Origin of the sequence: Rubritalea squalenifaciens DSM 18772 (assembly GCF_900141815.1) — a bacterium.
GTDB lineage: Bacteria > Verrucomicrobiota > Verrucomicrobiia > Verrucomicrobiales > Akkermansiaceae > Rubritalea > Rubritalea squalenifaciens.
Genome location: NZ_FQYR01000005.1, coordinates 492839 through 506342 on the forward strand (window position 1 = coordinate 492839; position 13504 = coordinate 506342).

9 protein-coding genes and 1 tRNA gene are annotated in these 13504 nt (G+C 53.1%); 4 read left to right on the forward strand and 6 right to left on the reverse strand.

Annotation, left to right across the window (positions count from 1 at the left end):
- Positions 1-50 precede the first annotated feature (50 nt).
- The gene (locus BUB27_RS15435) at positions 51-1643 is read left to right on the forward strand and encodes a hypothetical protein (RefSeq protein WP_143184759.1); all 1593 of its coding nucleotides are present in this window, start codon (positions 51-53) and stop codon (positions 1641-1643) included.
- 77 nt (positions 1644-1720) lie between these two features.
- Here the strand turns inward: BUB27_RS15435 and BUB27_RS15440 are convergent, their stop codons facing one another.
- Positions 1721-2251, reverse strand: coding sequence for a hypothetical protein (locus tag BUB27_RS15440; protein WP_159434998.1), 531 nt, complete (start codon positions 2249-2251; stop codon positions 1721-1723).
- 328 nt (positions 2252-2579) lie between these two features.
- Here BUB27_RS15440 and BUB27_RS15445 point away from each other — a divergent pair, with 328 nt between their 5' ends.
- Positions 2580-3839, forward strand: coding sequence for a DNA polymerase Y family protein (locus BUB27_RS15445; RefSeq protein ID WP_143184761.1), 1260 nt, complete (start codon positions 2580-2582; stop codon positions 3837-3839).
- A gap of 64 nt (positions 3840-3903) precedes the next feature.
- Here the strand turns inward: BUB27_RS15445 and BUB27_RS15450 are convergent, their stop codons facing one another.
- The 5 genes from BUB27_RS15450 to ybiA all read right to left on the reverse strand — a co-directional run bounded on the left by BUB27_RS15450 (position 3904) and on the right by ybiA (position 11902).
- Positions 3904-8196 carry a lamin tail domain-containing protein gene (locus BUB27_RS15450; RefSeq protein WP_143184762.1) on the reverse strand — a complete coding sequence of 1431 codons (4293 nt, stop codon included), beginning with the start codon at positions 8194-8196 and terminating at the stop codon, positions 3904-3906.
- Between the two features lies 1 nt (position 8197).
- Entirely contained in the window at positions 8198-8908 is a 711-nt protein-coding gene (locus BUB27_RS15455; protein ID WP_143184763.1) for a DUF4956 domain-containing protein, read from the reverse strand.
- 35 nt (positions 8909-8943) lie between these two features.
- Positions 8944-9762 (reverse strand): polyphosphate polymerase domain-containing protein, encoded by an 819-nt coding sequence (locus BUB27_RS15460; RefSeq protein ID WP_159434999.1) that lies wholly within the window; start codon positions 9760-9762, stop codon positions 8944-8946.
- 40 nt (positions 9763-9802) lie between these two features.
- Positions 9803-10951 (reverse strand): porin, encoded by a 1149-nt coding sequence (locus BUB27_RS15465; protein WP_143184765.1) that lies wholly within the window; start codon positions 10949-10951, stop codon positions 9803-9805.
- A 396-nt stretch (positions 10952-11347) separates the two neighbouring features.
- Positions 11348-11902, reverse strand: coding sequence for a riboflavin biosynthesis intermediates N-glycosidase (ybiA, locus tag BUB27_RS15470; RefSeq protein ID WP_143184766.1), 555 nt, complete (start codon positions 11900-11902; stop codon positions 11348-11350).
- Positions 11903-12090: 188 nt separating this feature from the next.
- Here ybiA and BUB27_RS15475 point away from each other — a divergent pair, with 188 nt between their 5' ends.
- Entirely contained in the window at positions 12091-13137 is a 1047-nt protein-coding gene (locus BUB27_RS15475) for an NAD(P)-dependent alcohol dehydrogenase (RefSeq protein ID WP_143184767.1), read from the forward strand.
- Between the two features lie 239 nt (positions 13138-13376).
- A tRNA-Leu gene (locus BUB27_RS15480) sits at positions 13377-13460 on the forward strand.
- Positions 13461-13504: the final 44 nt, after the last annotated feature.

Sequence of the window (13504 nt, forward strand, 5' to 3'; positions counted from 1 at the left end):
CAGAATTCTCTCTAACGATTATGATGATTAGCGTACTAAAAAGGTAGTTTATGGCAGCTGAGGGAAAAATTAAGATACAATGCAGTGAGTGTGGCCAACAGTTCGATATCGACCCCGAGTTGATGGGGAGACTGGTCGAGTGTGGTGAATGCCAGCATCATTTCCATGTGGATAGCAGCTGCATCCTGAAGCAGAGCATGCGCCACTACCCAGGAGAGAAGGTGGGGGACCTCAGTATGTTCTCCAAAAAGATTCCTGAAATGGAGACCTCCGGGCCTGTAGGCTTCCGCACGGTGGCTTATGAGCAGCAGGTGGATCCGAATGATGTGATGCCGCTTGGAGCCAAGCGTCTGGTCTGTATTTTTGCCGGGATCATCGTGGCCCTGGTGGTGGTGCTGATCTTTGTCTTTGGTAATGACCCGGCCAAGCGCGCCGGGCTGATGTTAGATGTGGGGAATGACAAGCGCTACATCCTCTGCGGTTTTGCTGCCTTGATTTCCTCCATGCTGCTGATCTACGGCTTCCGTAAGAAGCGGCTCGCCGGTGTGATCCTGAGTCTGCTGATCGCTGGAGGTTTGCTGTCTCTGCCGACATTCTATCCTGCGTACTTCTCACCCGCATCCAATCAGGAGATCGCGGCTCCCCAGGACCAGCCGGACCAGGAGCTGGATGAGCGCAAGTCCCAGCTGCGCTACAAGTCCAGCATTGGCTACGGGCCAGTGGAGACGGCGATTGCCAATTACGGGGCGGATAGTGTGGTGGCGATCGTGCTGCTGGAGAGCAGGCTGGAATTTCTGGATACGGTAAAATCCTACCTCAGCGAGGGGCTGCAAGCTCAAGCCATGCCGAAGGACTTCGCTGGCTCCAGCAGAAATGTGGAGGGCCGCAAGGTGGATCTGGTGCTGTATACCAATATCGGGGTCAGCTTCGACGAAGCGGCTGAGGTTTGCCAGGGCTTTGGCAAGGTGGTCAATCAATACCCGGAGCTACGTGTGATCGAAGTGGAGGTGAACCCTTCAGACCTGGTGACCCGCAAGGCCTCGATCCTTTCCGATGAGAATTCCATTGATTTCTACAATGCGAACTACAAGGAGCTCAGCCATATCGATCCCGAGCGCCAGCTGGCAGCGATTCGCCGCCTGGGTGCGGCCAAGCAGGTGGGACGCCGTGCGGATGTCGTGAATTTGCTGCTGCGCAGGCTTTCCGAGGATTCCTATCCCTACAAGGAGGATATCGTTAAAACACTGATGAACTGGACGATGCCGGAGGACAATGCCGGGGCTGTTGTGAAGAAAGTCGCTGACAAGGTGGTGGAGCTGAATCTCGCGATGCCGGACATCTATGTGGAGTACCTGATCGAGCACAACGTGCCTAAGATCGGCGATATACTGATCTACACCTGGAAGAAGGACCCAGCTGTTTCCGAGCCGATGATGGTGAGAGGCGGGGAACGCTCTGAAATGGCCCTGGTGGAGGCTCTGCCCAGACTGGAGAAGAAGTACATGAAGTCCGCGGCGAATATCCTCCGCAGGATCGGTACCAAGTCTTCCGTTCCCGCTCTACAGGAAATGCTGGAGCGCGCCGATGAGTCTGCCAAGCCGGCTATCGAGACAGCCATCGATGCCATGAAGACGCGTGGCTGATCCCTGGATGACATCAGGTTCAAAGTATCAACAAAGAAAGGCGCCCTCGCAGGCGCCTTTTTCGTGGGCGGGGCTTCCTAGTTTTCCGGGCGTTTCTTCGCGTAAGGTTGGAACGCAACTTGGAGCTTTTTCAGGGCATCCGCAGTCAGGTCGTATTGCCTGGTGACCTGCGGGCTGCAGTAGATGATCTCCCCGCATTCCAGGCCGATGAAGATGTAGCGGCTGATGCCGTCTACCTGCCAGCAGACCACGTAGTCCGGGTGGAAGGGGCCGCAGTCTTTCTGACCGCTGTAGGTCTTGATGGAATCTGCGTCTGTAATGATCTCCCGGATGAGGGGGCTCTGAGACGCGCTTGCCCCGGGGGCATAGAATGCCTGGGAGCAAAGGATGACGACGTCTTTCCGTGAGAGCTCTTGAACGAGCGAGCTTTCATCTTTTTGAGAGGAAGGAAGTCCTTCGTAGACCACCAGCTCATCCGCTTTCGCCGCTGAGAGGCGGAGCTGGTCGAGGGGGGTGGTACTTGTTTCTTGGGCGGTGAGAGGGCTGCTTGCGACTGTAATCATGGCAAACAGCGTGCCAGCTGTCTTGGGTAATGTTTTGAACTGCATTCGACTATGGGGGGAGGTGGTTTGGCTACCGAGGTGGCCGTGGCGCTGGTTATTAAACAAACGTCTTACCTGTCTTCATAGGTGTCTCATAATAAAAGATCAATGAGAAATTGTACGCGGGTTCGTCCTTTTTATCTCCTCGTGTTTATTGAAATATAAGTTTTGTTACCTATCGGGTTTTACAAATCACCACGCTGTCTTGCCTTTATCTCCAGCTGGAATCGTTCGTCTCTATCTGATGTGCTTGGGTCTTTGTGGAATATTTGGCTTTCTTAAGCTTTCTCTTCGAGCTTGCAAGTTAGGACAGGTGCAGTGATGTTGTGTTCATATGAGTACTTTTAGTGAGGTTTCAGCCTTGTTTCTGGATTTCGATTCCTTCTTTGCCTCTGTGGAGCAGCACATGCATCCGGAGCTGCGGGGGAGGCCGATCGGGATTGCTCCGGTGTTGACGGATACGTCGTGCTGTATCGCGGCCAGCTATGAGGCAAAGGCTTTCGGGGTGAAGACCGGGACTGGTGTGCGGGAGGCGAAAAGCCTGTGCCCGGAGATCCTGATCGTGGAGGCGAAGCCGCCGGAATACATCAAGTACCACCATCAGCTGGTGGCGGCCGTGGAGTCCTGCATCCATGTGGAGGCTACTTTGTCGATTGATGAACTCTGGTGCCTGCTGCCTGAGAATCTAAGGCAGCGGGAGCAGATAGACGAGCTGGCCTATCGTATCAAGCGGGCGATCGCTAGAGAGGTGTCTCCCTGCATTACCTGCACGATCGGAGTAGCGCAGAACCGCTGGCTGGCGAAGATGGCTTCCAAGATGAGAAAGCCGGATGGCTACCTGCTCCTGCTTCCGGAAGACCTGCCTGAGGCACTCTATGGCCTGAAGCTCTCAGACGTGCATGGGGTTGGCTCCTCGATGGAGCTGCGTCTGCATGCCCGGGGAATCCATACGGTAAAGCAGCTCTGTGAAGCCTCGCGCAGCAAGCTGCATTCGGTATGGGGCTCGATCGAGGGTGAACGGCTGTGGATGAACCTGCATGGGGCGGTGCTTCCCGAGCGTGAGGTGGAGCGGCGCAGCATCGGCCATTCTCATGTCCTGTCTCCGGAAAAACGCGAGCAGGACAAGGCGCTGCCCGTGCTGCACAAGCTTACGCAGAAGGCGGCGGTGCGGCTGCGCTCTCATGGCATGTTAGCCGGATCTCTGCACATTCAGATCCGCTATGTACACGGACCTAGCTGGGCGGCGGAGTGCCGTTTCGAGCATAGCGCGGATTCTATCTTGTTTGCGCGGACGGTGAAAAGACTCTGGCGGCAACGCCCGGACAAGAGCACCAAAATCCTCAAACTCTCGATGACGCTGGCGCATTTGTTAGAAGAGGCGAACCACACGCCATCGTTGTTTGAGGCGGACATGCGGCCCCGCATGGAGCTTTCCCGGACAATGGACCGGATCCAGGCGAAGCTGGGCAGGAAGGCGATCCATCTGGGTTGTGACCATGATGCGCTGGCTGATGCGCCGATGCGGATTTCCTTCACCCACATTCCAGACTTAGGTCTGGAGGGCTCTGCGGATCTCCATGAGGACGAAGCCTAGCAGATTTAGCCCCCCCCTTAATGATAAGGGGGGCAGAAGTGGCTATGATCTTGTAAATCCGCAGTTAGGGGGTGAGGACTCTGAGTCGCATGAACTGCTGCTTCTTTGCGGGGGAGGCGGGAGAGCTTAAGCGCCATTTACGGGTGTTCGTGCCGTCGCCATTATCGCTATCTGACATCAGTTCGATATCTACTCCGAGAATGGCATCCTCCCAGAAGCCGAGGTCGTTTGAGACTTGTGGAATCACATAGGTATTACCAAGATTGCGAATGTTTGTCTCTAGGGTGAGGTACTGGGCGGGGTTTCCATCAATGTTTAAAGTTTCTAGCTTGGGAATGTGAGTGAAGCCGCTCCCCCGAATGTCTCGGCCCAAGGCGTAACTGGCCATTTCACTCCAGCCGCCCACAACCGCTAGGGGGTCAGTTTCACCGCGGGCAGCCAGCCATGCATCAAACAAGTAGCTCGCCCCAGCCGGAGTACCGCCAATGATGTTTTCTGCAGCCCAGTTTGTTGGGATATTGTGATCTGGGCGTGTGCTGGGGTTCTGCAGGAGTAGGGAAGAACCTGATGCTAGAGGCCACGGAGAGGTATTCATATAAGTGAAGCTTTGAATCGTGCTGTTAGTAGAATCATCTAGTTTCACTTTTTCGCCCCCATTGTTTAGGGATGTACCGTCTGTAAATTCTCCGGCGATGAGCGAGGATACACCCGTGCCATAGGCGGCTTCAAACGCTGTGCGGTCTTTCACGACCAGCACACTCTTGCCCGGTGCTAGTGAGGTGACAGAAGATCCTGTAAAGCTGAACTCAATACCGTCGGAGAAATGGACGCCTGTTAGGCTGACTGTTTCTGTGGTGGAGATATTGGTTATCTCGATGAATTCTGCATTTGGGTTAGCAGGAGAGTTGTAGAGGAACTCGGAGACGACTAGGTAGCGCTGGGCGTCAGACGGGCTACCACTGTAGTTGTAGGTTTGCACCGTTTCTGAGCGTTCGTTTTTAAGGATGAGATCTTCCCCAAAGCTGGACAAGTGGCCTGCATAGGGACCTGTGACTAGGCGTTTCTCGTTACCCCTTGGTGACGAGGAGCGGGTGACAAACTTATCGAGTTTGGGAGACACGTAGAGTGTTCCGTTCCTGGGGATGACAGTGCCAGCTGGGAAGGTGAATTCTACACCGCTGGAGATGCTCCAGCCACTGATGTCGATTTCTGTGCTCTCACTGTTAGTCAGTCGGATATACTCCTGATCTTGATCTCCTCCGGCAGGGTTATAGTCCACCGCATCAATGACGACGTTTGGGTTCGTGGGTTGTGAGCCTGGGATGACCACACTCATGCCTGAAATAGTGACCGTAAATTGATTGTGGAGATCACTTCTGCGTTCAGGTATTTCTGTGTTTCTCAGAGAGGAGTAACCACTGCTAGATGGGCCTGAGAGACCTGCCATGGAATAATAGATCTCATCGACACGGTTCTCAAACCAGCTTCCTGTGGAGCTGGTCTTCACATGGGTGTCCATCAGTGTCCTGATCCTACGTAGGTACATGCGTTGCATCTCTATATCCTCGAAGGCCACATCGTAGAGCCGGTTCCACTGGTTGGCTCCATCTGCTGTAGGGAAATCCTGTGTGCCAAAGAAAGGATGTTCTACTCGGGTAGCTCCATGACTGCCAACGATGCCAAGGCTCCAATCCAGATCCCAGGGGAGCATGCGCCAGCGGCCATCGCCTGCCGCATCTTTGTACATGTAGAAGTTCTTACGCACATCGTCAGACATCTGGAGAATGCTTCGCACAGCCATGTAATTGGTGAACTGCTGGACGTCCATGTTGTCGTAAAAGCTATAAATCCTGGCCGTAGAGCTAGTCTGTTTGAGGTCGTTGGTGAATGATACCACGGAGCTTAGATCATTCTTGTCCCCGGTTTTTCTCTCTACACCAGTCGTCGCATCATTGAGGCCGGGATTCAGGTTGCTTCTCTGGACGAATTTGTAGAGCTCTCCGCCTTCATCATCATAGCCATTGCGCTTGAGGTAGTCTTCATCGACTTGTTCGATGAGTATGCTGATGCGGTCAAAGGAACCGTTTAGCTTGAGTTCCACAGGGAAAGTTTCGCAGCCCGCGTTCCCTGCTTCTTGGAAGAAATTGAATCCCAAGGTTTGTCTCACGTAGGAAGAATCCGATCCATTGGCATTCATGTTGACCTCACCCACCGAGGGCATGTCAGCATTGATGTAGAGGGGGAAGCCTTTGTTGAAGTCGAACTTCTGAGAGCTGTTGTTCGTGGCACCGCCACGCTGTCTAACATAGATGTTGTCGTAGAATTTGTTGGAGTAATAAACAGAAGCTCGGGCTCCGGTTCGAGTACGTGAAGCTGATTCGTTTTGGGTGAACCAATACATCACAGGGATTGCACCAGATTGTTGGACTGCGATCACCGTGCCATAGTATTCAGGAGACTGGCTGTTGCCCGTGTTATCCACCTGCATGGGCATGCGCGATTCTTCGCCGCCGATATCATCGGCGATCACCGTCCAGCGCAGCATGTCTCCTGGTCCAGAGGCTGAAGCAGGAATGATAGCAGCATAGATGCCGTCTCCTGCGATAGAGTCTCCGTTCGTGCCATTGTCCACCATGGTCAGGCTGACTTCAGAGCCGTAGTCTACCCTGTACTTCAGAGTCACCGTGTTGACGGCCGCGTCACGAGCCTGGACATGGGCTGTTACGGTGAGGTTTTGTGAGTCTGTGAGTGGCGGTGGATTTTCAGTCACCTCTGAGATGATCGGTCCGGGGTTTACCGCTCCGCCCTGATTGATGGCACCTGGAGAAGGCTCGGAGAGGTAGGTGTAATTTCCTGAGCCTGAAACGACCGCTGCATGCAGTTCCGGGAGGAGTAGCATGTCGCTGCTGGTGGCGGACTGATTGATGAGGCGAATGGCCAACACATTGTTTCCCGTACGTAGATGACCGATGTAGGAACTCAGGTCAAAGTCAACATAGCTACCAGACTCTCCCGCCGAGGTGTTGGTGTCATTGGCATTCGCCACACTCACTCCATTGATGAATGCTTGGAAGCCGTCATCATAGCGTAACTTCAAGGTGAGAGCGCTGATGTCTGATGGGTCGCTTACGTTGAAATCGAAACGTGCCCACAGCTGGGTCGTATCCGTATCGAGATTAGTCAGCAGGACGTTTTCATAACCAGATCCAACTTCGTAGCCGATGCCAGCCTGTGCGCGGGTTTGACCGAAGCTGGTGAAAGGAATGGATATGTTACTGTTCTGTGAACCGAGAGTGGCGCTGGAGCTGAACGTCCACTCATTATCCGTATCGCTATCCCTGCTACCGGTACGAATGATTTTGTTAGAAGTTGAATTGCCACTCGCTCTCGGAGTGCCTGACCAGGGGATGTCTGTGTAGGTGACTTGTACGGACTGGCTGGAGATGACGGTATTCAGGTTGAAGGTGCGGAGCTCCGCTTCAGTATAGCCCCAGACTACGAAGTCCATGACTTCGCCAGCATTGTTGCAGAGCATGGTCCATCCGCGGGCCCCTGCATTGTCCCAGGCGATGTTACCTAAACTGCCTGTGTTTTCAGTGTAGACTTGTATGCCGCCGGCTCCAATAGAGCTTGGCAGGAATGCGAGAAATTCCTCAGCGTCATTGATGTTGCCACTCGTGCCGGCTCCAAAAACCAAATACCAGCCGGAGGTGTTTACGCTGGAGTCTGAGACATTCTGAATTTCCACGGCATCCGGGCTGCCCGTATCACATTCGGTGATGACTACGCCGACATCACTGCTGCGCGCGCCAAGCCAGCTACTGTCATCGAAATCATGATTGGTCCATGTAGGGGCAGGGGTAGTGAGAGTATAGCGTAGAGTGGCATTGGAATCCACGAGCATGCTGGCCGTATTCAGTCCGTAGCTCACATCTTCGCTCTGAGCGGGAAAGGGATTGAATTCTGACGTCTTTGTGGTGCCGTCTGGCTTAACCAGAGCGAGGTACTCGCCTCCGCTACTCAATTTGAAGCCTGTATGAAGCTCGCTTCCAGAGACTGCCCGATCCTTGTCCGAGGCAAATACAATCAGATAGCCGCCAGCTGGGAGCACCGTGCTGGGGAAGGTCCATTTGTCGAGATTGGTGGCATTGTCTGTTAGGTGCCATCCGCCCAGATTGATCGCCGTGCTATCGGGGTTGTAGATTTCTATCCAGTCGGAGAACTCTCCATCTTCGTCGGCCAGCTCGCTATCATTCGATGCTAGGAATTCGGAGATGACAGGATCCGCCCAGGATGTGGACGTCACCGAGAAGATCATGAGGCCAAGCAGGCCTGAGAATGAGGTGAGGGGCTTCATATCAGTATTCTAAGTTGTTACCGCGAATGGTGGTTAAGAGTACTCGGTTGTTTCCGGAAGCCACCTGCATGTGCTCCATGAAATCTGCCAATTGGGTGGTTTCCTTGAGAGTCACTCCATAGACGAGCTCGGTCATCATGCCTGCTTGTACGGATTCTACGCTACGTAGTTCAGCCTCATCAGCGAACTTATTTAAGATGGGGTTGAAGGCCTCATCATAATGAATGTCATTGGTGATGCGGACCCTGAGGCTGTGGCTAATCCTTTTCGGTGCGAAGAGGTCTTTTTTAGCCAGCAGATAGACTGCTGCACTGACGATGCCCATCACGACGGCTACCAGCCATAGCCTTTCCAAAGGTAAGGCTCCCATGCTGAGTCCTGTAGCCATAGACATGAATACAAAGGCTAGATCCCGTGCCTGGGTGAGATTTCTCCTGAACCGAATAATGGAGAATGCGGCAAACATGCCGAAGGCTATTTGACCACCACCTTCACCTCTAACGATAAGGATGATAATGGTGACCACCGTACCAATAATCACCAGAGTATGAACGAAGTCTTGGGAATATTTTTTTCCTCTGTAGGTGGACTGGTAAAGTGCAGCGAGTGCTAAGTTGAGCAACAGGCTGACTAAAACTGCCACAATAATATTGGCAACGGAGGGGTTATTGGGGGAGGAACTGAAAAATTGATCTAAGAATGCAAGAGGCATGGTGTGGGAAGCGTGTGATGTGAGATGAGAAATATTTAGCGAGTGAGTAATGCTGGGATACAGGCATCTGGCGGAGGAGCAGTGAAGGGAGAGCTGTCGGGCTCAAGCAGCAATTCTCGGATGGCAGGATCGAAGGTCTCCAGAGCGGTGCAGAATTTGCTGTAGCTTTGGCGGACCAAACTGTGATCACCGATGAGGTTTCTCAGCCAAATCGGGATCACCGAGTTTGTTTTAATCTCCAGGATGCTTTGGTCTTCACGAAGCAGATAGTGCTCGAAGTCTCGAGTGTCGGCTTTCAGCGGCAGGTGGCCAAAGCGGCAGGCGATTCCAGAATCCATTGTGATGCGTAAATCTGGAGCATCTTCTCGGCCTACATAGACTTCACGGTCATAGCGCATGGTGCAGAGGAACTTGAAGTCCCGGTCTTCCACGAGTTGGCGAATCTCTCTGAGAATCATCCGAGTGGATCGTGGCTGTTGGTCCAAGTTCGCCAGCAGGTGACCACCGTCTCCTTCGACCAAGTCTAGCGCATCCTCGGTGCTGAGCATCAGCCGGCGCTTCGCGCCACGGCCAAAATGCTTGTGCTTTACCTCGATAAAGGTGGTGGGAGGCAGCTCGCCATTCTCGGAGCCATAGACCCGGATGCGTAGTTTGCGTCGGCTTTTTTGAGTGCGCTGCTTTTCCCAATAACAATCGCGGTATTCATTGTCATAGTATTGGGAAATGATCGGATAGTGAGTCGTCCCGGTGATGGCATCACAGGTGGTGTTCCTGCGGATTTCCTCCACGAGACGTTCTCTCAATGAGCGATCGACCAGAAACTTAAATTCTACTCTGTCTAAGCGATTCATCATAATGCCTGCAGGTGTCTTTTTGCTCGGCTCTATTAGATACTTAGAAGTACATACGAAATGCTGTCCAGAAGGTGACAGCATCGGCGTCCTGTCCGTTGTCTCGATCTAGCGTCTCGTATTCCACGCCAGTGAGAATCTTGGCGCGATGCCCGCAGAAGTAGTAATTCAGACCCGCATAGATGGTATGGTTTTCATCACCTTTGCGAGTGTCTGCAGCTTCCTGGGCATAACGTTTGGTTAGGCGGAGGTTGTTTCCGTCTGAGCCAGCATACTGATAACGCATCACGGCTTCCAGCTTGTCCTCAATCAGGAAATAGGAAGGCATGATGACTGCGCCATAGACTTCCTCGCCATCTAGCAGTTCTCCATACAAGGCATTGAAAAGGATTTCCCATCGACCATGCTCAAACTGATATGCCAGCGAGCTGGCCCAGCGAAACTCGAAAATATCGTCTTCAGTGGCTTCTCCGTCGGTAACGTCTACCTCATTGTAGAGGAAGTCAGCCTGCCAACCTCCATATTCGATGCCCACGTAATAGGCCTCGCTATCATTCCAGCCGCCAATGAAGTCACTGTCATCCTCGGTGCTATAGATGCCGGCACTAAACTCTGCTCCAAAACGCTCTGCGGAGACTAACAGCCCGGTAGGGCGCTTTCCTGAGTAAAAGTAGTTGCCAATATTCGAGCGCTCTACGGTTTTGATCTTGCGTGAGGATTCGTGGGATTCAGCTCCGAGCGTAAATTTCTGGCGGCCATAAGAGACCTCGACATCCTCAAAGCCCCAGAGGTCGTCGACCTTGTAAGAGAGGGTGGCAGTATCAAAATCATCTACGCCCAGGCGGTGGTTGTCAGGTCCACCTTGCTCAAGGTTGAGTCTGGTTTTGAGTTCAAAATATTTCAGAAAATCTACCTCGACTCCGGCACGCAGGCGGCGGATTTCTGTATACTGCTCGTCAAAGTCCTCGCCATCCATGGCTTCCCCCTCGGTGTAGCCATACTGCCATTGAAATCTGCCAAAGAAGGTAAGCTCCTGAATATAGGGGTTTTCATCATTCTTATACACCTCACCTATGGATTTTAAGAAATCACAGGCTGAGGTATTCTCTTCGGCGGGAGCTAGTTCTCCAGCTTGGGAGAAACTGCACAGTAGGGCGCTTAACGCCAGCATCGTGGGTGTTGTTGAGTACATGCAATTAGGAGAGTAGTTGGCTTAATAGAGCAAAAGGCACAAAACTCCTACACTTGCCGGAAATGCGTGGCTTGACCCCAATTAAGCAGCTAATTTAACTAAACAGTCACAGAGAATTACTTGTCAAGGATCCTGTAGTCGTGAAAATGATTTTGAGGGGGTGTTTTTTACTTTTTTGATAGTTGTCGCGATTGCTTGATACTCTGGAAGTTCTCGCAAGGAATGCCGCGTAAAAAGTAAGTGAATTCCTTACCTAAAGCTGCAGTAATCAGCCTACGGCTTGTCTGATCACAACTGTAAAGCTTAGCCTTTAGATCAACTTGGAGTGTTTAGGGCCTTAGTGATCTCCTGAGCTTGGGGAACCTCATGATTCGTCTGCACACATTCCAGAGCTTACTATTTCTGGAGGGCTGTGCGGACATCCATGAGGGCGAAGCCTAGTAGGTTGAGCCCTTTCCATTTGGCAGGATGTTCGGCATTGGTGTCGTCTGCAGCCAGGCCAATGCCCCAGATCTTGTCCACCGGGCTGGCCTCTACGAGGATGCGGTTTCCAGTATTGAGAATGAACTCCCGCAACTTGGAGTGCTGGGAGAATTTGGCGAGGTTCGCCTCGTAGACGATGCGGTAGCGGTGCTGCAGCCAGAGAGACTCGTCGAAATTAGAAATTTGTCGGCCGAAGTCCTTGGCCTGCTTGGGGTGGGAGCTGGTGAGGATCTTGGCGAGCATGGCCTCATCTCCGAAGAGTCGAGCCTTGGTGGCCATCATGTAATGCTCCGCTGTGGGGTAGAGGGTGTCCTCGATATCGAAGGGGGCAAACCACCACTGGCTGAAGCAGGCTTTAGTGATGCTTCCGTCTGCTGGAGGGGTGTGGCCCCAGAAGAAGAGGTACTTGAGTCTCTCTCCTGCCTGCTGGCGCACGATGAGATCACTAACAGATAACGACGGTTGCATAAGCTCAGAAGAGCACGTTGCTCCAGCTCAATGCAAGCATTCTGTTTGTGGCGGGCTTGTTTGCTCAGATTCTCTTTGCATGCAGGCTGACTTACCCTAGGTTAGCACTCTGTGTAATCCACTTGCTGTCTTCACTGGTGCTAACAGGTAAAGACGGTGTGTCAGGAAATGAGAACAATGAGCGAACTATGAAAACGATTGGGTATGCGGCGCAGAGCGCCGGAGACAAGCTGGAGCCGTATCACTTTGAGCGCCGTGAACTGCGCCCGAATGATGTAGCGATCGAAATCCTCTACTGTGGTGTGTGCCACTCGGATCTGCACCAAGTGCGCAATGACTGGGGCATCGGCCTCTTCCCGATGGTGCCGGGGCATGAGATCGTGGGTAAGGTGATCGCAGTGGGTGATGAGGTGACCTTGTACAAAGAGGGGGACAAAGTGGCAGTGGGGTGCATGGTGGACTCCTGCCAGGAATGTGATCAGTGCCATGGCGGGGAGGAGCAGTACTGCCGTGAGGGCATGACGCCTACCTATGCTGGCAATGACAGAATCACCGAGGAACTCACTCAAGGCGGCTACTCCAAGCATGTGGTGGTGAGGGAAGAATTTGTGCTCTCCATCCCGGATAATCTGGATCTCTCACGCGTTGCCCCCTTGCTCTGCGCTGGCATCACCACCTACTCCCCACTTCGTACCTGGCATGTAGGGCCGGGCAGCCGGGTGGCGGTGATCGGGCTTGGCGGGCTAGGCCATATGGCCGTGAAGCTGGCCGTGGGTATGGGAGCTGAAGTCACGGTGATCGGGCGGACGGATTCCAAGCGGGAAGACGCCATGGAGCTGGGTGCAGATGCCTACCTGATTTCCTCCGATGAGACCGCGATGCAGGTGGCAGAGGCTGGATTTGACCTCATCATCGATACGGTCCCAGTAAAGCATGACCTGACTCCTTATCTTTCCCTGCTAGATATCGACGGCTCTCTGGTGATCGTCGGTCAGATCGGACCACTGGATGAGACAAATACCATGCCGATGATCTTTGGCCGCAGACGCGTAGCCGGTTCCCTGATCGGTGGCATAGCGGAGACCCAGGAGCTGCTCAACTTCTGCGGACGAAAGAATATCCTGCCTGAGTGCGAAATCATCAAGATGGATGAGATCAACGAAGCTTTCGACCGGATGGAGCGCTCCGATGTGCGCTACCGCTTCGTGATCGACATGAGTTCACTGGAGGGCTAGAGCGAAACTCCCAAAACTACCGAGGCCCTGATTCCTGAGGGGGCGGTGCCTCGGTGATTTTCTGGCAGCTTCTTTGCTTACCTCTAAATGATTGATACAGAGACTAATCGGCCTGTCTTTTTTGCGTGCAGGCCAAGCTGCCGACGAATTATCTTGCCGCAGCCCTTCCCCCTCGGGTATCACGTCCCCGTCTTTACGATACTGGCTCATGGCTCGTATCATCCTGTGCAGAAGGAAAAGCCACCGTGGCGGAATTGGTAGACGCCGCAGACTTAAAATCTGCTGTCCTTCGGGGCGTACCGGTTCGAGTCCGGTCGGTGGTACTTACTGTAAATAAGGGGATTGAGTGTTTTTTGTGAAGACACTG